The organism is Vibrio sp. 2-1-2a, assembly GCF_032648565.1.
In the GTDB taxonomy this organism is placed as follows: Bacteria; Pseudomonadota; Gammaproteobacteria; order Enterobacterales; family Vibrionaceae; genus Vibrio; species Vibrio diabolicus.
The window spans coordinates 529,814-554,094 of sequence record NZ_WBOH01000003.1; the positions used below are offsets into that span (position 1 = coordinate 529,814).

Sequence of the window (24,281 nt, forward strand, 5' to 3'; positions counted from 1 at the left end):
TTCAATCAATAGGAACTGAGGAGCACAATAGTAACCGCTCCTCAGTTGTCTTCTAGAGGGCGATCTAAACTAAATTAACCTTAAAGAAGCTCTCTAATTTATCAAATGGGATCACATCCAATTGATCGTAGAGATCGGTATGATTCGCATTTGGAATGATCATCAATTCTTTAGGCTCTGCCGCCGCTTCATACGCCGTTTCACTGAAATAGCGAGAGTGCGCCTTTTCGCCATGAATGAACAACACTGGGCGTGGAGATATCTCTTCAATGTAGGTCAGAATTGGCATATTCATAAACGACAGCGGCGTTGTGAGTGTCCATGCAGCATTTGAGTTAATCGCTCGTGGATGAAAGCCACGTTCAGGAGACTTGTAATAGGCTGCATACTCAATAACAAATTGGGGCTCACCTCCAACTAACTCAAGCGATACTGGCCCGTAAGTAGGTGTTCCATTTTCGGCATCTTCCCATCGTTGTAGGCTTAGCTGCTCTAACGTTTGCGTGCGCTGCTCAAACGTCGTACTGTCGTTATAGCCTTTAGACATTACACGGGTCATATCATACATCGTACTGGTTGCGACTGCTTTGACGCGTTTATCTGTAGCAACTGCGTTTAACGCCATGCCGCCCCAACCACATATGCCTATCACACCAATTTTCTGACGATCAACGTCTTTCTGTAGGCCAATAAAGTCCACAGCTGCGCTAAAGTCCTCTGTATTGATATCAGGTGATGCAACGTTTCTTGGTTCACCACCACTCTCTCCGGTATACGACGGATCAAACGCTAAAGTAATGAAGCCTCGCTCGGCTAATGTTTGAGCATATAACCCTGAAGACTGCTCTTTCACAGCGCCAAATGGACCACTAATGACGATAGCCGCAAGCTTGCCACTTTTATTTTTAGGTTGATAAAGATCCGCTGCCAACGTGATGCCATAACGGTTTTTAAAACTCACTTTGCGATGTTGAACTTGGTTACTTTTCGTAAATGTTTTATCCCAGGTGTCACCAAGATTTATTTGCGTCTCAGCTTGAACGGAACTCGTTGAGAGCGATCCGACTCCCATAGCAACCACGCTGGCACCCGTCATTTTCATCATATTGCGACGACCTTCATCAGGTTCATCTTGGTAACTTGCTTGATTGTCGTTCTGGCTTTTCATGGTAGACACTCCTAATTAACGTAACACACGATGAGTACAGTACGCGGATGCTTTATCGCTCCTACTTTACTGACACGTACATTGTTGCAACTTTCGTATTTTTTCGTTAACCAGATACTACGCATTGCTTGCCTAATCTTCCGAAGATTGGTCTAAACCTGCCATAACGGTAAGTGCCTAAGTCAATTAGTCTCAGGGGCTCACATGAGCCACTCTCATCGCAAAACTATGAAATTTACCTAAAGCTTGATAATCGTTGTGAAACCATCTATCAAAAACTTTCGCCCCAAAATCGTTCCTCCGACAAAGCTATGACATTTTCAAACCATATGTTAACTAAATGCTAAGGGGTACTGATAAAACTAGCAAAGTACTTACTAAATAATAAAGTGGCTCGCTCGTTATGCCAAAAATTCAAATATCACTTTATTTTCAAAACCAGCTATTGAAATCTGCAAAGTGTATGGGGGTTAATAATCCTGTTCTACGTGCGAAGTACTCTAACCAACGGCGAATGGCTCCGAATACCACCTATAGCTATCGCATTCCAGAGAGAGCACATAAATTATGCACCAGCGTGCACTAATAGTTAAAATGATTGGTGATAGCGACGTTAATTAAATGATTCTGTCAAATTAGAAGAGAATACAAGCCCATTAAGCTGATTTTGTTCACATATAACCTTGAACTTCTCAGTACAGTATAAGTTGCCGGCCCCTTCTAATCTCGATTTAAAGATCACTTTATCTTTTACATCGTCATCAATGAACACAAGGACCTCTAACCCGTCCGGGCTTCCATATGAGATCTTTTCTATACATTTTTGTCTATCTTCTTTTCCAAAAGTCAGCGATGTATATAAATACCATTTCTCGCCTTGATAGTTAACAGGTAAAAACTCCCCGCCCTCTGATAGATAAGTATTCAAGATTTCATATGCCCTCGGAGATAAAACAAGATATGTACGCAACCATAAGCTAATATCAGGTAATTCAGAATTTTTTGTTAACACGTCTTCAAACTCGACTACCGCAGGCTTCCAAATACCTTTCAGAGATTTATTTTCAACACCCTGTAATAAGATCTTCTCAAAATAATTGAAATCCCCTAGCTGGGTAGCGACTTCATCGGGACAAGTGCATATCGTCTGAAACACATGTAAATTATCGTTAATCTTATAAACCGTCATCATCTTTTCCAAGCTTCACTCTTACCTTCCAATAAGTAAATGTTATCCTTTAAGTCTATTTTGACTCGAAATAAGTTCACTTCAAAGTGCTGATTACGAAGAATTGCATTATAAAATTGGCGTTAATACAAGAGGTCATTTTTGATAAGTCAATTTCTTGCCGACCGATTAGTTAACTAAATGGGTCTGTCAAACTAGATGAGAACACAACTCCACCTAGATCATTTCTCTCGCACAAACTCTTAAACGATTCCGTACAATACAGAAAGGTCGGTCCTAGCATCTTTGACTTAAAAACGGCCTTTTCCGTAACACCGTTTCCATTAAACACTAACACCTCTAAACCTGCTAAGCTACCATATTCAAGTTTTTGGACACACTTGTCTTTATCTTCTGGCCCAAACTCCAATGGTGTATATAAGTACCACTCTTCTCCTTGATAACGAATCGATAAGAACTCACCTACTTTGCTCAGTGGTTCTTTTAAATATGCATAAGATTTAGGGGAAAGCACTAAGAAAACTCGTAGCCATAAACTGATATCTGGAAGTAATGAGTCTTTCTTGAGAACATCTTCAAACTCAATATCCACTTCACCCCATATACTTTTTAAAGAAAAGTTTTCTAATGGCTGCACAACGATTTTTTCTATTAAATCTATATCACCTAACTGCCTAGCGACAGAACTAGGCGTAGTGCTCACAATTTTATATTCATTGTGACAGTCGGAAATTTTATAAATCATTATAGGCCTCTTCAGTACTCATTTATCCTTTCAGGTATGGTCTTAGGATATATTCATTTTTTCAAATGATTTTTTACTCGAAGGAAAGAAGCTATAAAGGACAAGATAACAAAATAAAAGAGTCTCTCTACCTTAATGAGGCTGGGATTCCAACGGTGCTGATGGTGAAGCGTAACTTCTCAACTCCGTTACGACTTCAATTCCGTATTTAAGCTTGTCAATTAGCCATGGTCATATTACATTTCGACCTGTCACCACTTTCCAGTTTCAGAACAAAGAAGAGCTTTAATGGTTCAGCATCCAACTGTTGTTGATCGCCTCTCCCTGCTCATCAAGTTTATGAATAATATAGTCGATAAACACTTTTACTTTCGCGGGCACAAACTTACGACTTGGATAGTATATATAGACACCTTGACCATCGGTTCTTTGAGGTTCAGAAACCAACATCAGCTTACCTTGCTGCACTAAGTCTCGAGCAAGATATTGGGGCATCAGAGCAATCCCTGCTCCTAAACTCGCTAAAGAGGCCATCGCATAACCATTGTCTACTGTCACTTGATGTGTAGGACTAAATTCTACTAATTGCCCATCTAAAGGCATCGTCAAGGTAAGCAAGCGCCCCGATTGTTTATAGCGGTACATTATCCATTTGTGCTGGTTAAGTGCTTCAACACTCTGAGGCCGACCAAACTTCTTTATGTACTCCGGACTGGCAAACATACCCATATCAATAGGACATAATCGCCTCGCAATCAGGTTGCTGTCATTTAGTCTCCCGCTTCGAATAGCAACGTCCATCCCACTCTCCAATATACTGGTGTATTCATCGGAAAAGCTAAGATCCAACTTCACTTCAGGGTAACGTTCGCAAAACTCTGGAATCAGCGGAGTTATATAGTTTTGCCCAAACGATAAAGGAAGGCTGACACGAAGTGTACCAAACGGAGAGGCAATACTTTGATGAAGCTGCTCTTCACTACTTTTGAGCAAGTTGAGCACTTCTCTTGCCGTCTCAAGGTAGTTAAACCCCGCTTCAGTGAGCTGGAGTTGACGTGTAGTACGGTGAACTAACCGAACACCCAAATCCTGTTCTAGGCGAGCAATCGCTTTACTAACAGTAGAAGGCGACTGCCCTAATTGATTCGCGACTGCTGTAAAGTTCCCTAAGTCCACAACAGATACAAACAACTTTATTAATGACAGCTTATCCATAACGCTCACAATTAATGAAAAATAATCACATCTAATATGACAGAAAAAGTATTTTTGTGTCATGCAAACTTTTCTAGTATTTCGGAAAAGCATACCTAGCTATGGATATTTCTACTGACCTCAGAGACAACAAATAAAGCCAACACCATTAACTCTACACTCAGAATGCTCGGGCTTACGGCATTTTCTCCAACCTTTAATTCCATTGCATCTCATTAAGTGCAATGAAACATACTGAACTTGCTCTAACACGGTAAGAGGTTTTAATGACAATAATTCAACTTAAACGCGAAGTGATCTGTTTTGCTGGCGATTCTGGAGATGGTATCCAATTACTTGGAGAACGCTTTTCAGACAACTCGTCGAAACAAGGAAACGATGTCATGACGTTACCTGATTATCCAGCTGAGATACGGGCTCCAGCAGGAACCACATCTGGAGTATCGGCTTTTCAGATGCAATTTGCCTCAACAGAGATTTATACTCCTGGCGACGATTTTTCAGTCTTAATCGCTCTGAATGCCGCTGCATTAAAAACCAAAATCTCACAACTCGTTGAAGGCGGTTTGGTGCTTATTGATCTCGATGGTTTTAATAAAAAAAACCTTGAGCTTGCTGGCTATGAATCTAACCCATTGAGCGATGGTAGCCTCGCAAATTACCGAGTGATTAGTGACAGTTTTACGCGTTTAACCGTTCAATCTCTTTCTGAGTTAAACATAGCGCCTAAAGTAGTGAAGCGAAGCAAAAACTTTTTTATGCTTGGTATTGTTTTATGGATTTACAGCCGTCCGCTAGAACCGACCATTGAATGGCTAAATAATAAATTCGCTGACAATTCGCAAGTGAGAGAGGCAAACACTTTAGCCATAAAGTCGGGATTTAATTATGCTGAAACAACCGAAATATTCAGCGACTGTTTTCAGATTGCTCCCGTAGCAGATAAAACTGGCTTGTATCGTACTGTTTCAGGGAACGAAGCATTATCGCTTGGGTTAATATGCGCAGCAGAAAAACTCCAACGCCAGCTATTTTTGGGCTCGTACCCCATAACACCCGCCTCAGATATTCTACACACGCTATCAACCTATCAACACTTTGGGGTCACGACATTCCAAGCAGAAGATGAGATTGCAGCTGCTTGTTCAGCTTTAGGCGCATCTTATGCTGGCGGTTTAGGAGTCACATCAACGTCTGGCCCTGGATTATGTTTGAAAGCAGAGACCATTAACCTTGCCGTAATGGCGGAGTTGCCAATGGTTGTTATCAACGTACAACGTGGAGGCCCCTCCACTGGCCTACCGACTAAAACAGAGCAATCAGACTTGCTTTTGTCTTTGTATGGTAGAAATGGGGATTCACCACTCCCAGTGTTGGCTCCTGCTTCTCCCGCAGACTGCTTTGACATGGCAATCGAGGCCTGTCGAATTGCTACTACATTTATGACGCCAGTGATCTTATTGAGTGACGGCTACTTAGCAAACGGCTCCGAATCTTGGCTCGTGCCCACCCCTGATGAGATTAAGCTCACTGCCGAGGCAACAAAAGCAAACATGAGCCCGTTTTATCCCTATGCCCGTGATGACGTGTATTACAGCAGAGAGTGGGTCACGCCTGGAACAAAAGAGAAAATGCACCGCATTGGAGGGTTGGAAAAGCAAGCGATTACAGGCAACCCTTCTCATGATCCTGAAAACCACCAGCGCATGACTGATGAAAGAGCAAAAAAAATAAATAACATCTGCCATTTCATCCCTAAACAAACACTAACAGGCAGTACTCAAGACTCACTGCTAGTGCTAAGTTGGGGAGGCACGCAAGGTTCTGTGTCGACCGCAATTGAGCATCTGAGAAAGCAAGGCGCATCGGTTGCCCACGCCCATATTAAGTATCTAAACCCGTTTCCAATCAATTTGGAAGAGATCATTAGCCAATTCAAGCATGTGCTTGTTTTTGAGTTGAATAACCAGCAACTCGTTAAAGTGATTCGCTCACAATATGCCATTTCTGCACGCTCCGTAACCCAAGTTAAGGGGTTACCATTCAAAGTTCACGAGGTCATTGAGTCTATTAACCACCACCTGAAGGATATTAAAAATGACGACTAAGGTACTCAACCGCAAAGATTTCGCATCTGATGTTGAAGTCAAATGGTGTCGAGGCTGTGGTGATTTTAACGTATTAAAAACGATGCAATCCGTTCTAGCACGATTAGGTCGAACTAAAGAGAACACCGTATTCATCTCAGGGATTGGCTGCTCATCTCGTTTTCCTTATTATCTCGATACTTATGGATTTCATACGATTCACGGCCGTGCCCCTGCCATCGCTACTGGTGTAAAAGCGAGCAATCCAGAGTTAGATGTTTGGGTCGTAACCGGCGATGGTGACGCACTGAGTATTGGCGGAAATCACTTTATTCACGCGATTCGACGCAACCAAGACATTAAAATTTTGCTTTTTAATAATGCTGTCTATGGACTGACCAAAGGCCAATTTTCCCCGACAAGCGAACAGGGCTTCATTTCTAAGTCGAGTCCTGAAGGCTCTCCCGATCAAGCGCTTAAACCTTTGGCATTGGCAGCATCCGCAGGTGCTACGTTCATAGCACGAACATCAGACAATGATCCTGCACACATGACGATGGTGTTAGAGGCTGCCGCCGCGCATTCGGGCACTGCTGTGGTTGAAATCCTACAAAACTGCGTCATTTTTAACGATAAAGTGCACGAACCTTACAACGGCCCTGCTAATAGAAGCGAACATCTACTTTATCTCTCAGATAATGAACCGTTATTGTTTGGTAAAACACACTCAAAAGCGTTGATCAATAGAGGGTTTGGTTTCGAGATTGTCGAATCAGAGGCCCCGAACCTTTTGCTCCACTCCAGTCAATGCGAGGAGTCATACTATGCTTATGCGCTTGCTAACTTGATCTATCCAGACTTTCCCGTACCCGTGGGCGTTTTTCGTTCAGTGACTCGACCTACTTTTGATCAGGTCATTCAACATCAAAAACACCAAGCAACTCTAAAATATGGTCAAGGCGACTTAACCGAATTGCTCAAACAAAACAGTTATGAGCGTCTCTGCTAACAATTGAAAGAGCCAGCTATTGAGGCAATCTTCCCTACAAGGATGAAACTAAAAGGTTTCCGATTCTAGTTGGCGACTTGCTGAATGATGAGTTGATAAGGAAGTGTGGTGGTTGCAGATATCCATCACACTAAAAAGAGGCTCTATAATGAGCCTCTTCTGTTTTTTAAAATAGTGACATCGTCACTCTACTGAATGGTTTCTATCGTATTCAGCACTTGCCGTTTTCAGCCCTTCTAAATCGTCTGAACATAACAATCTCTTTAGGCTGTCGATTTTCTTATCAGGCCAATCATATATCCTAAGGGCGAGCAGTTCGTCTATCGTCTCGCGAGAAAAGCGATATTTGATATGCTTAGCTGGTGAGCCTGCAACCATGCTGTAAGGCTCAACATCTTTCGTCACCACGCTGTTTGCCGCAACGATTGCTCCTTCTCCGATAGTCACACCCGGCATTATCATGGATCGCATACCGAGCCAGGCACCATCGCCAATGTGAGTATCTCCTTTCCCGACGTACGCTTCTTCAATAAAGTCCATAAATGGGTACAAGGAGAACCAATCAGCTCTATGTGTACTATTTCCCCCCATAACAATCACAACTTCCGCTGCAATGCAGACAAAGTCACCTATATGTAACTTATCAATCTTCCATTTTGGTTCCCAATCTCGGCTGAACTCATCGCCTTGTAGATATCTTACAACGGACTCCTCAAAACCGGCGTCCCAACAATCACTGTAATAACTATGTTTACCTTTAATCGTTATATTTGGGTTCGTAACAACTTCATGTAGCAAAGTCACCTTAGACCAATGCTTAGTTTTCATGAATACTCCTATAAATACTATCGAATAAAACACTGCAGATAGTATGTATCTAAATAAGCTCTAATAATTACGTAGTGCCTATTACCACTAAAATTTATTTCACCACCGAGCTAATAATATTGTAAGCAGCCTCTACTCTTTCTGCATTAGGGTAGTTTTTATTCGCCAGAATCACTATGCCTATTTTTTCAGAGGGTACATACGCGACATATGCCCCAAAGCCACCTGTTGAGCCCGTTTTGTTATACCAAACGTCACGACCGAGAGTACCGGGTTCACTTGCTTGAACCGGTTTAGCGTTGAGAATTACGTCGCTGGAGTTACCCTTCAATAATTGCGAAAGTGAAACGGGATAATCATAACCTTCCCACCCTACGGCTTGTGTAAACGTGTCGGTATCAAAATACTTAGTATGAGCTCGCTCTAGCGCGTTTTCTATATCAGTATTAAGTTGCGCTTGACCCATATTTGCTTCGATATATTGAAGCATATCTAAGCTTGTTGATTTAATACCATAGGCTTGTGCATCAAGAATACCTGGATTAACTCTAACGGGTTTTCCCTCAGAACTATAACCAAAAGCATAGTTGTTAAGCTTATCCTTTGGTACATCGACAAACGTATTGGTCATACCGAGCTCAGGTAGGATGAGGGTCTCCATCATTTCCGTATAGTCTGACTTCATACTCAAGGCACCGATGTAGCCAAATAGACCAATACTAGGGTTTGAGTACTTCCTCTTAGTACCGGCTTCGTACTCCGGTTTCCACGTTTTGTAGTACTGCATCATTTCAGCGTCGTTCGTTACTTCGCTAGGGAATTGCAATGGTAGACCACCTGCAGTGTAGGTTGCGACATGAACTAGCTTGGTATTACCCAGGACACTATTTTCTAATTCTGGAATATAATCTTTGACCTTGTCATCCATGTTCAACTTACCTTTTTCTTGGGCGTACCCAGTCAAAGTAGCAGCAAAAGTTTTACTGATAGAGCCGAGTTCAAAAATTGTGTCGTTGGTGACTAAACTCCCCGTACTTTCGTCAGCGAAACCGTAATTGTAAAAATAACGCTTACCATCAATCGTTACTGCAACAGCCAACCCCGGAATGTCGTATTCGTTCATTAATCCTTTAGCACATTCATCAACTACGCTCTTTAATTGACTGCTAACCGTTAACTCCGTTTTCGCAAACGTGACGAAAGACGTGAGCGATAAAATAGCCACCAAGGCATTGTTTAATTTCATTGAACCCTCAATTTTTAATTTTCACTTATAATTAATTTCTAGTTTATTCCAAGGCTTTTAGCTTTTTATATAAAAGTAATCCTGACTTGAATAACTCCAATCGTTAACCCCCGATGAATAACACTGTGTCTTCAAATTTTTAGTGCGATATAAACAGGTTTAAACCTGATCACCGTTGATAGGTAGGCCGATTAGATACGAATGTAAGTAACATCCGTTTGCAAAATGAGGAAATAGTGTACGCAAATGCGCTTTCTCCATACCAAGATAACGGTATACTAGGTAGATATACTTGGTATATACAGATCCACATCCTCACAACGCTTTAGAACCATTTTTCAACGTCTACAGAGAAAACGATGCCATTTTCACTACACTTCGAAACTGGAAAAGTCACCAGCCAACAGCTTTATTCCGAGATATACCAAGGGATATTAGAAGGCAGATTACGCTCAAATGAGAGATTACCGTCGACTCGCATGTTGTCAAAAAAGTTAGGCATAGCAAGAAACACTGTCATTTCGGTGTATGAGCGACTTCAGTTCGAGGGGTGGATAGTAAAAAAAGCAGGGTCTGGCACGTACGTAAGTAATGCTCTAGAACAAACGGTGAATCAAGATAAGAGACCAATAAAACACTACCAACTAGGGATGTTTGGCACTAACGCAGCGAAGAAGCCAGAGATCATCGCACCAAAAAACCTAGACTATGACTTCACTTTAGGCGTTCCTGATCATCAGAGAATAGCAAAGCATATTTGGCGACACTCAAGACTGAGTAGGCTCAATGCATTAACTCCAGAGTTTGCACATGGTGGTGATTTGCAAGGACTAGCTTGTTTACGAGAGTCTATCTGCGAGTATGTAAGACATTCGAGAGGCGTAATCTGTGACCCTGAAGACATCATCATTACGCAAGGGTGCCAGCAGGCAATAATGATGACTCTCCTTACATTACTCTCTCCGGGGGATCTCGTGTCGACGGAAGATCCAGGATATCCTGTTTTTCGAAATCAAGCTCGATTACTTGGCGCGCAAATAGGCACCGTGCCGATGGACGACCAAGGCGTTGTCGTTGAATCAATCCCTTCTAATACCAAAATTATTTATACAACGCCTAGTCATCAGTTCCCTTTAGGCTTTAGCTACTCCGTTGAAAGGAAGTTAGAACTGCTGAGATGGGCAGAAGTTAATAACGCAATCATTATCGAAGATGATTATGATGCGGAATATCACTATCTAAATACCAGTAAGCAAGCTCTCAAGTCACAAGACAAAAATGACTGCGTCATTATGGTAGGCAGTTTCTCTAAAATACTATTTCCCGGCATACGCATTGGCTATATGATTCCACCAAAGTCTTTAATGGAGCCAATTTCAAATATGTTATGGCACTTGGGAAGAAGTACATCTGTAGTGTCTCAAATCCTACTTGACGAATTCATGCGTGACGGTCATTTCTCTCACCATTTACTTAATATGAATAAAATCTATAGCGAAAGGTATCATAAACTCACTCAATTAATTGACAACATAGATTGCTTACAACGTATTCCAAGTCAAGGTGGATTGCATATAGCAGCTGAAGTATCGGGGTGCGCGACAAAAATGGCGAATAAGCTTGCTTCATCCAATGTAGCGGTTTATCCATCATCACATTTTTCTATCAACAATCATTCTAATGCCCTCTTATTTGGATTTGGTATTATCCCTACCCCAAAAATAGAAAAAGCGTTTAATATTATTCAATCAGTATTAGATTAAACCGAGATAGTAGCAAGCATCTCATCCTAAAGCAGATATAAAATTGCCTCTTCAAAAAATGTCATAAACTTAAAAAGCAATAGATTTATGAAGAGGCAATATCAAACTATCGTCTTGATAGGTATCAATTTATCGTCGTGTTATCACCAGCAGAGTCAGAGCAACTGCGAGCTTGGAACGCTTTTCAACTCAATAAGGGTTCACTACGAATTGTGTCGCTCTAACCCGCTTGTTTTGCTTCAGCCCCAACACTATATTTCTTCGACTATAAACGTACTAGGTTCAAAGTAAAGCGACGTATCACGCATTAATCTCCAGTAATTTACCATACCGCTTCATGATCACTTGGGATACAAATTATCGAAAAATACCAAACCATAAATTAATACACTGATAACGGCTCAAAAAAATAACGAAGTTGTAGCGCAATTATATCAACATCATTTTCATGTAAAAAATAACGAGCGCCTTGGACACCGATCTCCCAATTATCTGAGAGGTTGTAACCAACTTCTGCACCAATATATCCATCAAAACCATCCACTTCCGTCGTTATCTTGCTGCCTTGATACGTACTTTCAATATCGGTATCCCAGAACAAGCCCCCCAAACTCAGTTTTGCGGACCATGAATTGTATTGCCAGAACTTATAACCGATGTCGAAGCCTATGCCCTTAACAAGGAGTGGTGCTATAGATGCGACACTAACGTGATAGTCTTCTGGTGAAGTAGTAGCACTACGCAATGTTGCACTACCTTCACCCATATCAATATAACGGATAGTTCCTGACCATTGCTCAGAAAAAGCATATCCAAACCCGATAGAACGGTAGAGCCCGGTGTTGTCAGTAGAGATTACGTTATCACCTTTAACAGCATCACGCTCATCTGCATGGCTTGACCCCATTTGAACATCAACATACCAACCCGCTTGACTACTAAAACTAAACACAGCAATTAGTGCTAGAGCACTGTTTCTTCCATAACGTTTCATGGCTCCTAACAAAATCAAAAGCATCAACACCATGCCACCCAATGATCCTGCTGAAGTATTTTCAACCTTTACATCTCTTACCAACTTAACTGTCACTATAACTTTCCCTGTGTCTTGCAGGCCTTGGCTATCTTGAATGATATATGTCAACACATCATTGCCTTCAAACCCTGAGGTAGGGGTATAGGTCACGCTCTGATCTGCATTCATGACCACCTGCCCATACTGCGCTTGGACTGAAACCAACTTCAATGTGTCGTTATCCGGATCGGTATCGTTAGCAAGGACATAAACCGTGACAGGGGTACGATCATCGGTGGTAATATTATCGTCCACCGCATTCGGATTCTGACTGTTTACCACATTCACCGTCACCTTCGCCGATCCCGTTCCACCATTACCATCCGTTACGCTATAAGTGATCAAAGCCTCCCCGTAGTACTGTGGTTGAGTGACATAACTTAGTTTGTTATCAACCACACTAACACTACCAATATCTACAGAAGCGCGACTTACCTTCAGCCCATCACCATCAGCATCGGTATCATTGCTCAATACATCGAGCGTCACCGTACCATTGAGACTAACAAACGCATTGTCGTCAATCGCTTGAGGGAGTGCATTATTGTTTACACGAGCGGCAACGACGCCAGGGTCAACGACACTGCCATTAGCCAATCCGTCATCATCGTTCGGACCACCGTCTTCAATGGTAAGTTGTACACACCAGTCACCTTCAGTCAGACCCTGTGACCATGAACTGTGCCCTGGTGGCGGACAATAACCAGCCTCGCCAGCACTAGAAGAAACTGTGTTTTGAGCATCCTCAATAAAGTCTATCCACCCCTGTTCAGCGTTATACTTTCGGTACACTGCATTTGCTGGAACAGGTAAACGCTGAGGCAAAACTAATTGATAGCTTTGACCGGGCAGCGGCAAATTAGTTACTACAAAATCAAAGATTCCACCTATGCTCTTCATGTTGATATCTTTAGGAAGCTCCTCATCTAGCAATAAAGCTCCTCCTGTTGTGTTAGTCAGAATGGTTATTCCTTTGCGTAAACAGACACCTGGCTGTCCCTCAATGAGGAAGCGATCTTTTTCTGACACAACCTGTTGAATTACGTTACAGTCAGAAATTGCATCAAGATAGTCAGGAATGCCATCACCATCACTATCATTATGACCTTCTTGATCATCCGGGATTAAGTCGCCATCACTATCTTCACTTCCGAGCTCCGCCAATGTTTGTACCACTTCTAAATAGACATTCCGTGTCACTGATAATGGTGGAGTGCCATTGTCAGTAACTGTCAATTGCAAATTGTAAATTGCTGAACTCAGTAATTGCGGAGAGAAAGTCAATGTTTCGCTGTACATCTGCCCCGCAATCGCTTGGTTAAGTACATCGCTATCACTAGTCCATCTGAAACTGTGTATATCGGACATATTGGCATCATTAACACTGCTTGTGATTGTGACCGGTTCAACACCATTTTCAATTTGGCTCCGCTGCTCCCCCGCCTGAGATACACTTACCGAGACCTTCGGAGCCACATTCTCTTCAAAGATTGTCAAGGTGTAACGACGCTTACTACCTAGATTAAGGGTACTGTCCAAATCAATCACTAAGGTTTCAACGCCTTCACTTTGTCCATCATTAAGTAGTTCGAACGAAAGTTTGCCTTCGGTACCACTAGTTATCACCACTTCGCCAGAGGTGAGTGTGTGGTCATCACTGTCTGTGCTTCCTGAAACCGTGTAAGGTACGACTACTGGGTAACTCGGCGAAGGGCCGTTAAGGTGTATCGTTACGCTATGGTTGGTGCCTTCCGTGGTTTGCGCATCTTTGGAGATACTTATCAGTGGATACACTGTTACCGTTTGACTAGCCTCAGCGACGTTTCCATCAGAGTCTTGAGTACGCCAATAGACCGTATTAGTTCCAGGTCGGAAGAAGGTCGTGCTGTCGACCAATGAAACAGGTAATAGCTTGCCTGTACTATCTCGGGCCACGGCAGAGCCTAATGCAACTTTAGTAAAGAGCGAACTTGCGTTCACTTCGATATCTGAAGGTGCGGTTATTGTTGGTACGTCCAATTTCGCACTTTTAATTGTCACGATTGCTTTCGCGGTGGCCTTTCCACCATTACCATCTTTCACACTGTATTGCACTGTCACTGTACCAATTGAGGTCGTTGCCAATTGGATTTGACTGCCCACAATCGTTGCCGTTCCAGATGTAGGTTTAACCCATTCCAGTTGTAATGTGTCTAGATCAATATCGCTGTCGTTGCTGAGTACATCCAATAAGTAGCTACCATCGTTACTCTCGGTAAAGACATAGGTATCATTAACTGCCATTGGTTCATCATTGACGTTGATTACCGTGATGCTAAACGCTGCTAGAGACGCGCTTAACTCACCGTCAGAGACACTAATAACAATATTATTGGTGCTGCCAACATGCTCATTTTCCGGCGTACCACTTAGCAACCCAGTAGCTCTATCAAAGGTTGCCCATGATGGTTTATTGCGGATTGAAAAGCTCAAGCTACTACTATCAACATCCGATGCCTGCAGCGCAAAGCGATACGTACTGCCTTCGTTGACAGTAAGAGCAGGAGTGCCACTGATCACTGGAGCGTCATTGATATTGTTAACAACAATACTGAATCTATTGAGCATTGTGGTCGTGAGACCATCAGAAACCGAGATAACAATGCCCTGATATTTGCCAACATCACCATTATCTGGTGTACCACTAAGCGTGCCTGTTGATGCATCAAAGCTAGCCCAAGATGGCTTGTTCACGATACTGAAGGTGAAGGCTTGGCTGTCAACATCTGACACTTGTGGCGTGAACAGATAGGTGCTGTCTTCATTCACTTGTGTTGCTGGTGAGCCAGATATAACGGGGGCATCATTCACGTTATTCACAGTAATCGAAAACGCTGACAATGAGGAAGAAATTTTGCCATCGGATACGCTAATCACGATATCTGAATAAGTCCCCACATAACTGTTACTTGGCGTGCCAGAAAGTGCTCCTGTTGTCTTGTCAAATTTAGCCCAAGGTGGCTTGTTAGCTATCAAGTAGGTCAGAGTATCCGCTGGGTCATCGTCCAATGCGGCGGGCACAAACTGATACACACTATCTTCATCCACTTGCGTCGATGGGGTACCCGTAATCACTGGCGAGTCATTAACATTATTCACCGTGATGGTCACTAACGCCACTCCAGAGGTAAGTTCTCCGTCACTTACGCTGTAAGTGAAACTGTCCTGACCAAAGAAGTTACTGTTACCCGTATAAACCGCGTGATTGCCTGTGACGGTAACATTACCGTTGACTGGTGATGTTACAATTTGATAGCTCAAAGATGAGCCTTCTGCATCGTTACCATTTAAAGTAATGGTCAGCGGTATCTCTTCCTCTCCCGTAACACTGATATCGGTCGCGGTTGGTGTATCGTTGACTGGATTAACCGTCAAATCGACACGAACCTCTGTCGAGTCGAGATCACCATCGTTGACCTTGAACAAGAAGAAGTCGGAGCCATTGAAGTTCGCTTCTGGTGTATAGCGCCAACTATTATTGGTCAACTGCTCTAGCACGCCATGACTGACTTGCTCAGTGATAAAATACTGCAGAGTGTCATCATCGTTATCAATATCTGAACCAACCAGCGTGATCACCAAACTCTTGTCTTCATCAAGCGTTTGTGACTGTGCTTGCGCCATTGGTGCGTCGTTGACTGGTGTTACCGTCATGGTCACTGTTGCGACGTTAGATACAGCACCTGCTAAGTCTGCCACCGTATAGGTGAAGCTGTCTTCACCGAAGTAGTTCTCATTGGGGCTGTAAACAATCGCTCCTGACGCCGTCACGTTCACACTGCCATATGCTGGCGTATCGACGACAGTGACACTAGTGAGTTCAAAACTGTCTCCAACATCGGCATCACTATCATTGCCTAATACGTTGACCTCGAAGGAGCCTCCCTCTAGTAGTTGTGCACTGTTATCAACAGCAACGGGGGCATCATTCACTGGCGTAATATTGAGCGTGACGGTTGCTGGCACGGAGACTGCTTGACCACTATCGGTTAACGTGTAGGTAAAGCTATGTTGACCATTAACGTTCGCTGTTGGCACAATCTTTAAGGTCCCATCGGTATTGACCCTGACCGTGGCAAAACTGTATCCCCCCTCTCCTTGACCAAGATCTTGTAGGGTAATACTACTCGCGGTGAATGACCCATCTTCGATATCACTGTCGTTACTTAAAACATCGAGTGTCGATATGACATCTTCATCAAAGGTAAAACTGTCTGCCTCCGCCACTGGTGAGTCATTGACGGAACCGATATTGACGTTGACCGTGGCCGCAAGAGAAACGCCGCCTTCACTATCTGCGATCGTGTAAGTAAAACTGTCGCTACCATTTTCATTCGCATTCGGCGTATATACAAAAGTGCCTACAGCTTGATCAATGGCGACTTGTCCTTTTTGAGGCAAACTAACTAACGCTAAATCACCCGTTGGGATGCCATCTTCAACATCCTTCGCTTGACTGCGCGCGGTGACTGCTGCGCTTGCGGTATCTTCGTCAGTGTTAATGGTCAGCGCTTTCGCGACTGGCGCATCATTTATAGCCTTGATAGTTACGGTTACTGTCGCGTCTTGTGACTCCTGTAACAGGGCATCTTTCACGGTATAGGTAAAGCTATCCGTGCCTGTCTCATTACTATTTGGCGTATAGGTAACAACGCCGTTGCTGATCGACACCTGACCTTTAATTGGTTGCGTTTTAATCGTTGCAGAAGAAGCGACCATGTCATCATTAATATCGGAATCGTTGGCTAACAGATCAAATTGTTTCGCCGTATCTTCCTCAGTCGAGAAGCTATCATCAACTGCCGTTGGCGCGACATCATAGCGTTTAGTCACCGTATCCGTCACTGCATCAGATGCGTTGCCTGCGGCATCGGTTACCACCACGCTTACTGTCAACGTCCCCTCTTGCAAACCAGTGACGTCAATGCCCGTTACTTGCATGGTCTCCGAGGAGATTGTTTGACTAGCGCCGTCAATGGTCGTGGTACCGTCGGTCACGCGATAAGTGAACATTGCGTTCACTTCAGCTGCTGCGAAGGTAAAGCTCATCGCTTGTTCGTTGGTTTTGTTAATGCTCTCCTGATCAATGCTGATGCTATGTCCAGTCGGGATCCCCGTATCCACTGAAATCAACAACTGAGTCGCTGCAGTATTGAGGTTGCCTGCAGCGTCGCTAAATTGCTCTGCTGCAACATCAATAGTTGCATCCTCAGTGCTTTCTTCTGCAGGTGTAAAGGTAGCCGTGTAACTGGCGCCACTGCCCGCAAAGTTGGACAAACTGCCGCCAGTAACGGTGACATCTGACTCAGCAAAGTCACTTGATGACTCACTTAAGGTGAACGTGATACTCGCCGTTTCGCCAGAGATCAAATCGAGGTCTGAGCTGCTCAAAGAAACAGTTGGCTGCACGTTATCTAACGTAAATGTTTTGCTAGCTGCACTGGAGGTGTTGCCTGCAGTATCGCTCTGGCTAGCCGCGACCGTCAGGGTGCCGTTGTTAAACGCACTTACATCAAGCTCACTGCCGCTCAACGTCCAGTTGCCTGAGTTGTCGGCCGTCACCGTACGACTGGCATAATTGCTGTAGTCCGTGATGGTCACGGTCACGCTATTGCCTGCTTCCGCGCCGGAGCCAGCAATCAGCACGTCGTTGTCTTCTGCCGCATTGACGATGCCATCAGTTTCAATCGGCGTGGTGATGGTCACAGCTGATGGTGCGGCGTTATCCAGGGTAATGCTCTGGGTGGCGGCGGTGGAAGTATTACCTGCTATATCTGCTTGGGTTGCAGACACCGTCAGGGTGCCATTGTTCAGGCCACTGACATCAAGCTCGCTGCCGCTCAACGTCCAGTTGCCTGAGTTGTCGGCCGTCACCATACGACTGACAAAGCTGTTATTGTCCGTGATGGTCACGGTCACGCTGTTGCCTGCTTCCGCGCCGGAGCCAGCGATCAACACATCGTTATCTTCCACTGCATTGACAATACCATCGGTTTCAATCGGCGTGGTGATGGTCACTGCTGATGGGCCAGCATTGTCCAGGGTAATGCTCTGTGTGGCTGCGGTGGAGATATTACCTGCTATATCAGCTTGGGTTGCAGACACAGTCAGGGTACCATTGTTCAGGCCACTGATATCCAGCTCGCTGCCGCTCAACGTCCAGTTGCCTGAGTTGTCGGCCGTCACCGTACGACTGACAGAGCTGTTATTGTCTGTGATAGTCACGGTCACACTGTTACCTGCTTCCGCGCCGGAGCCAGCGATCAGCACATCGTTGTCTTCTGCAGCGTTGACGATACTATCAGCCTCAATCGGCGTGGTAATGCTCACTACGGATGGTGCTACTGTATCAATGGTGACACTTAACGCGTTGGATGCCGAGCTAACATTATCATCGCTATCAGACGCTTTAGCACTTATTGCATGTGTAATACCAGACGCCAACTCATTGGTTGTTATCTTCCAGTTTCCTCCAGTAGCAGTGCCTGTGCCAATAACCGTTGCACCTCCACCGACTTGATCACTGTATAAAGTAACGATCGATCCACTCTCAGAAATCCCACTAAACGTTGGAGTAGCGTCACTGGTAATATTATCAGTATTTAATGATCCGGTATCCGAACTAGCATCTAAATCGGGTGTAGATGGCGTATTTGGCGTGGTATCGACTGTAGTAAAGTTAAATGTGGCATCATCGCTGATCCCAGCAAAGCTATTATTTGCGGTGTCAGCCACGGCACTGGATTCAATATGAATGGCGTAAGTCCGGTTTCCTATCAGATCACTGGTTGGGTTTAAATAAACTTTATCGTTGGTAACACTGATGCGGCCAGCGCCTGGTGAAGTTGTTGTGCCATCGCTTTCGGTGGCAACATTAAATACTTCAAAATCGCGACTGTCTGTAACATTACGAATGGTAATATTGCCGCTCTTCAGCTCAATATTCTCATCAAAGGCAATCTCGATGTTGTTGCTAACAGAAACATTGGTTGCATCATCAGTGGGGGTTGAGCTCGCACTGACAAAAGTAGGCGCGGTTGAGTCTGAAACCGCAGCGTCATCAATCTTGATACTTCTGATAAGATAACGAGAGTCAGCACCTGGACTTCGGGTAAACGCCATAGTCACTGTATCAACGTCCTGCCATGCCGGATCAGTAAAGTCTGTACCACGGGTCAGGGTAAACAAATCCTGTAACCCTGAGTTTGCTTCACCACCTTTTGGCAAGGTGACAGTTTCGGTCACTGTTTGAGTATTATTAGAGAAGCCAGTTAACACAAGTTGATACGTTTTATCTGAGTCTCGGGCCGACCCCTGCATAAAGGTAATTTCGTCGAAACTGAAGTTAGTACTTGATCTCTCAAAAAAGCGGAAGCCACGATTGTTGAACTCATTAATCATGGTATTTGAGAAAAAAACACCAGCTACAAACCCGAGGTCATTTAGGCCAGTAAACGGAGTGCTATCAGTGCTATTGCCAGCATCTAATACCATAGACACAGCACCTGTATTGGTAAGAGTGACCGAGGGCATACCCCCAGTGACGCCTGTCTCCACCTCACTAAAATTGGAACCTGAACCATTAGAGTAGTTAATCGTTTGCTGTGCGGCCCAGGCTTCACCGGAAAAAAACGCTGAGGACACCCATGCTGTTGTAATTGCGATCGCTACCTGACGACGTAATCTCATTTTCCTCTCCTGAAGATGACGGCCTTATCAACATAGCCGGGTTATCATAATCAACTTAAATATTTAATTTTTTTATAGGAAAGGATTAGCGAAAGTTTCAGCCAATTCTTTCTTGGTTGATTAGCTACGCGGTGGGTATACTCCCGCAGTGGCAATTAACCAATTAATCGGCAATACCGGGCTCAAAATATTAAGTGGCTCTGAACCGCCTGTTTCAGTCACAGTTACAGTACCTCCTTCCGAGCCACCACCAGACACACTTAAGCCTTCGATCTCAGTCAAATCTGGTTGCTGAAACGTCGGTTTATAGAACCCGGGGGTAGAGTTTTGCGCTATATACGAATTACTTTCGGGTACCTGCGTATTTGCAGCATTGGTAGCAACCTGCATCCTGCCTGTTACAGGTGCAGAAGTGCCAAGAGGGGTAAAAATTGCCGTATGTAAGTGTGCTGGCATTTGGGTTATATCAATAGTTACCAGTTCAGTACCCAATCTTTCTCCCTGATGATAATCCATCCCCCCAGGTCGTGTGCCTACACCAACTGGACTGCGGCCACGCAAATCAGGTAAACCAAAGGTAGTTCGGGCGTCACCTCCGTATAGAGTGCTAACTAGAGAGAAGAGTGCTGGATTATCTTCAATTGCCTGCATTTGCCCCGAGCACATTGCCCAATTTCTAATTGCAAAATTGCCGCCAAATGCGGTTAGTGTCCCAAGATACGGTTCTGTAGCCATACTGTTCTTCCTGTTAACGTATACACTTAAGTTAAAACCAACCCATAACGTAATTGGTGTGGTTGGGTAAAACTTTCCAATCTCGCATTACTAAATACCGTTGCGGGCTTCATTAATGCCGCAAAGAGCCGTATTGAGATATTTCTTTACTCGCAGGCTGAAGCGTGCTGAAGCAATGACATCCCAGCGTCCAGCCCGGCCATTTGCGCGTAGCGATAACCCGAAAACACGCCTTGCTGTGTAGCAATAACATCTATTGATATTGCGCTATCTAACGTTTTCACTTGTAACCCATGTTGTGGGCTGATCTCGAGAATGCTCCCCGCCTCAACACCGGCTAAAGAAGTCTCCATTGCGCTTGCTTGCAAAACATTGGCGACACCATTTGGCAAGCTCAACATCGCACCTCCGAAGTCATGATTGCCTGCTCGCACTAAGTTGACGATTTCGCGACTCGTTTGCACGTTCCAACGAATGTGCAGATCATGTTGGTTTACTGCTCGTGCCACTTCGTTGGGGTTTGATACTTGCTTATGCCAAACCAGCCCTTGCTTTTGTTGCGCGATGAGGAAGTCATACATCAGCTTAGCCGTCATTTGTGACGCTTTTTGCTGAGCACTGGTTAAGGTCTCAAACGGGTGAAATGGTACCTCTAACTCCATTCCTATAGCACCAGAATCAGCCGATGCCTCAAGACGATGCAGGGTGAGGCTAAAGGTGTCTAAACCGTCTCTTAATTGCCAATAGAGAGGCATCGGGCCTCGATACTCGGGCAGCTTTCCCGGATGAATGTTGTACAAGTTTCCGTTGAAAAACTGACACAGCGAGGAATGAACTATGTGCCTGAACAAATAGATGACGCCATCCGTGACTCGCCAAGCATCGAGTTGCGCCATCAAAGCACTGCTGTCATTGGCGGTATACTGAGCAATATGAATCGATTGAGCGCTCAGATAGCTCTGTAGCTGCTGTAAGTCAGGATTTAGTTCTCCTTCCGGTACTACCACGCCCGCCAATTTATGCTGTTGTGCCAACAACTGAATGATGGGCAAGGCGTAACAACTTCCTGTAAAAACGACGTATTTTTGCTGCATATAGAAATCATCCATGGGTGGCGACAAAACCTGGCAATCCGGTTAACTGATAATAGAAACTGACCTTATCCCCTCCCCTCGCTTCGAAGTAATGGTGTTCAACAGCTTTGGGCTTGGCATCCACATAAAAAGTCATGTCGGGTTTAGGATGGGTAATGCCGGAGTCGTATTGTCCGACCATGGCATCTCCGTAAGTATCGATATGGCTGTAAATGGCCAGGATACGTTTTGCCATATCTGGCACATCTTTCGGCAGCTCAACGGTGTTGCCTTGCAGCATTTTTATTCCACCATCTAGCTCAAAAATCTCGCTTTTGAGCAACATGGCTTTATTGACGTTAAGAATTTCTCCCAGATCAATTCGATCATCTATCGCTTCCGGTTGGCAATGGTTGGAATGTGCATACTCTGCTTTTTCCCATTGTCGATTAAATTCCGTCTCCCCGATGACCATCATGGCGCGCACAGATACCTGCTTGGGGATCATTTCGCCTTGAATATGTAAATATTGAACCAAATGTTTCGCGATGCTTAGGAACCCTTCCCGACTAAAGCCATGCTGCATCGCTTCAAGTATCAGGAGATCAAACGTTTGAGTTGACGAAAATTGGGTAGCATCTTCTTCCACTAAGGCTTCAATGTAGTCTGCGATATCGAGATCAGCGATCAATTGATTGAGTGCTTTAATCGCTCCGGGGTGAATATCTACTAGTGTCACCTGAAGCTGCTCTGCGCTAATCCGATCACTTTGTTTGTAGTGAGCAAGTAAAGGCAGCAGCAATGGTGCAAAGGGGCCGCAAGCTGGATAAAGCACTTTAACCTGTGGCTTGTTGGCAAGCATTTGTTGGATAGCTTTGTTTGTACCACACGCAAAGCCTTTAATTCGGTACACATCTTTGATGGTGTGTTTACAGTTAAGTGGAGACATCACCAGCCCAGACGTGGAAATGTACTGTCGGGTCAGTTCCTCTTGAGTGAGTTTAGCCAGAGAAAGAGATTGGCAAGCGTTGCCATACATGGTCTGAAAGGCTTGCACCAGTGTTTGGTGCTCAACTTTTGTCTCCTTCAATACGAGCTCAACTGCCGCAGCGAAACTCTCTTTCAGTTGCCGTTGGCGTTCAGCCGTGCTGAGTTGGTTTTGGAGCATAGCCTCAAGTTGAGTCCGTAATGAGTACTTAAGCAGCTCATCCATTTCGGGTTCAGCAAAACCAAACTGTTGAGTTTGTTGCTGCACTTCTTCAACACCGACCGTCTCACGAGATTGAGGACGTTGCTGGTAGAATTCTATAGGTGAGCCCTTTTGCATAATTCATGAACCTCAATTGCCGCTGTAGCAGTTGTTAATGATGTAAACAAGCCTGTACTTGAGAAAAACATACGCCATAAGCTCGGCGTTATAATATCTGAGCTCACGGATCTAATTTCATAAACCGTACTGACAAAATTGGGCAGAAAAATTGAGATAAAAACAGTTCCAATTCTGGAAATTCAGAGAGTAGTAAATAGTTAGGGTAATAGGCCTTTCGATAGGATTCTTCTAAAGCAAGCGCTTGCCAATCCCCTCGATAACAAGATCGTTTGACATGTGGCAGCCACGCAGTCTCCTTGATAGAGGTAAGCGCGGCATTCAAGTGTGGTGTAATATGAAATCCTTTTAACAGGCAGAAAAAGCCAATATCCATTGTATAAAGCCAACTATTTATAATATTGAAATTAAAATTATTTTTATCGGCAGTTATTTAGAAAGTACCGATGTTTAATTTATAGACTAGAAAAACTTAACTCGCCAGAATAGGAATAAAAAAAACACTAAAAATAAGATTATCAATTTATATCTCTAAAATTAAAGAGTTTAATGGTTAAAGTTTAATGCAGTCCAATATAAGTTGAAGGTGTGCAATCTTTTAAAAGATATACATTTAAAGATATTTCAAAAAACTTATTAAGAAAAACATGAATTCACAACAATAATTATCAAAATTATTAATAACAAAAACACCACTAATACAACAATGAATTAAGGTAGTTTGAAGATTAAAATGCCCATTTCATTTTCGTATGTAACATTTTAACTACTAGTATTATATGTGGTGAAATAAGATAAACTTATTCACTCAACATATCCAATCGATTCAGGTTTACTGGGAAAAGCTATACGTTACAACGGAGTGAAATATGGCAAATAGGGATGGAAGAATTCCACTCAACGTATTACGACTCAAAGAACTGAGAAAGAAATTAGGACTGAGCCAAGAAAGACTGGCGGAAGAATGCTTTCAACAGGGTTTAGTCGTATCTATTGCTTCCATAAAGCGAGCAGAGTCTGGGGCGAATGTGCTGTATCGTACCGCATCCAATCTCGCGGAATACTTTTCTGTCCCCGTAGAGGACCTCTTAAT

13 protein-coding genes are annotated in these 24,281 nt (G+C 43.8%); 3 read left to right on the forward strand and 10 right to left on the reverse strand.

Going from position 1 to position 24,281, the window contains the following annotated elements; translation table 11 throughout:
• Nucleotides 1-64: 64 nt before the first annotated feature.
• The 4 genes from F7Y48_RS10710 to F7Y48_RS10725 all read right to left on the reverse strand — a co-directional run bounded on the left by F7Y48_RS10710 (nucleotide 65) and on the right by F7Y48_RS10725 (nucleotide 4,317).
• Entirely contained in the window at nucleotides 65-1,168 is a 1,104-nt protein-coding gene (locus F7Y48_RS10710; protein WP_258508530.1) for an alpha/beta hydrolase, read from the reverse strand.
• A gap of 613 nt (nucleotides 1,169-1,781) precedes the next feature.
• Nucleotides 1,782-2,360, reverse strand: coding sequence for a hypothetical protein (locus F7Y48_RS10715; RefSeq protein ID WP_308400518.1), 579 nt, complete (start codon nucleotides 2,358-2,360; stop codon nucleotides 1,782-1,784).
• A gap of 169 nt (nucleotides 2,361-2,529) precedes the next feature.
• On the reverse strand, nucleotides 2,530-3,102 hold the full coding sequence (locus F7Y48_RS10720; protein WP_264301655.1) for a hypothetical protein: 573 nt from the start codon (nucleotides 3,100-3,102) through the stop codon (nucleotides 2,530-2,532).
• A gap of 285 nt (nucleotides 3,103-3,387) precedes the next feature.
• Complete coding sequence (locus tag F7Y48_RS10725) at nucleotides 3,388-4,317, reverse strand: LysR family transcriptional regulator (RefSeq protein WP_258508531.1); 930 nt, start codon at nucleotides 4,315-4,317, stop codon at nucleotides 3,388-3,390.
• A gap of 266 nt (nucleotides 4,318-4,583) precedes the next feature.
• Here F7Y48_RS10725 and F7Y48_RS10730 point away from each other — a divergent pair, with 266 nt between their 5' ends.
• Together F7Y48_RS10730 and F7Y48_RS10735 are read left to right on the forward strand one after the other, a co-directional pair.
• Nucleotides 4,584-6,425 carry a 2-oxoacid:acceptor oxidoreductase subunit alpha gene (locus tag F7Y48_RS10730; RefSeq protein ID WP_258508532.1) on the forward strand — a complete coding sequence of 614 codons (1,842 nt, stop codon included), beginning with the start codon at nucleotides 4,584-4,586 and terminating at the stop codon, nucleotides 6,423-6,425.
• Entirely contained in the window at nucleotides 6,415-7,413 is a 999-nt protein-coding gene (locus tag F7Y48_RS10735; RefSeq protein WP_258508533.1) for a 2-oxoacid:ferredoxin oxidoreductase subunit beta, read from the forward strand. The genes F7Y48_RS10730 and F7Y48_RS10735 overlap by 11 nt, the downstream gene beginning before the upstream one ends.
• Before the next feature lie 183 nt (nucleotides 7,414-7,596).
• On the opposite strand, the gene F7Y48_RS10740 is transcribed toward F7Y48_RS10735, so the two are convergent.
• Together F7Y48_RS10740 and ampC are read right to left on the reverse strand one after the other, a co-directional pair.
• Nucleotides 7,597-8,241 carry a CatB-related O-acetyltransferase gene (locus F7Y48_RS10740; protein ID WP_258508534.1) on the reverse strand — a complete coding sequence of 215 codons (645 nt, stop codon included), beginning with the start codon at nucleotides 8,239-8,241 and terminating at the stop codon, nucleotides 7,597-7,599.
• A 94-nt stretch (nucleotides 8,242-8,335) separates the two neighbouring features.
• Entirely contained in the window at nucleotides 8,336-9,487 is a 1,152-nt protein-coding gene (gene ampC, locus F7Y48_RS10745) for a class C beta-lactamase (protein ID WP_316683945.1), read from the reverse strand.
• A gap of 359 nt (nucleotides 9,488-9,846) precedes the next feature.
• Between ampC and F7Y48_RS10750 the strand changes: the two genes are divergently transcribed.
• Entirely contained in the window at nucleotides 9,847-11,250 is a 1,404-nt protein-coding gene (locus F7Y48_RS10750) for a PLP-dependent aminotransferase family protein (RefSeq protein WP_316683946.1), read from the forward strand.
• Nucleotides 11,251-11,632: 382 nt separating this feature from the next.
• Here the strand turns inward: F7Y48_RS10750 and F7Y48_RS10755 are convergent, their stop codons facing one another.
• The 4 genes from F7Y48_RS10755 to F7Y48_RS10770 form a co-directional block, all read right to left on the reverse strand.
• Entirely contained in the window at nucleotides 11,633-20,053 is an 8,421-nt protein-coding gene (locus tag F7Y48_RS10755) for a tandem-95 repeat protein (protein ID WP_316683947.1), read from the reverse strand.
• 120 nt (nucleotides 20,054-20,173) lie between these two features.
• Entirely contained in the window at nucleotides 20,174-20,788 is a 615-nt protein-coding gene (locus F7Y48_RS10760; RefSeq protein WP_164665489.1) for a phage tail protein, read from the reverse strand.
• 146 nt (nucleotides 20,789-20,934) lie between these two features.
• On the reverse strand, nucleotides 20,935-21,882 hold the full coding sequence (locus F7Y48_RS10765) for a formyltransferase family protein (protein WP_316683950.1): 948 nt from the start codon (nucleotides 21,880-21,882) through the stop codon (nucleotides 20,935-20,937).
• Between the two features lie 7 nt (nucleotides 21,883-21,889).
• Entirely contained in the window at nucleotides 21,890-23,188 is a 1,299-nt protein-coding gene (locus F7Y48_RS10770) for a hypothetical protein (RefSeq protein ID WP_316683951.1), read from the reverse strand.
• Nucleotides 23,189-24,281: the final 1,093 nt, after the last annotated feature.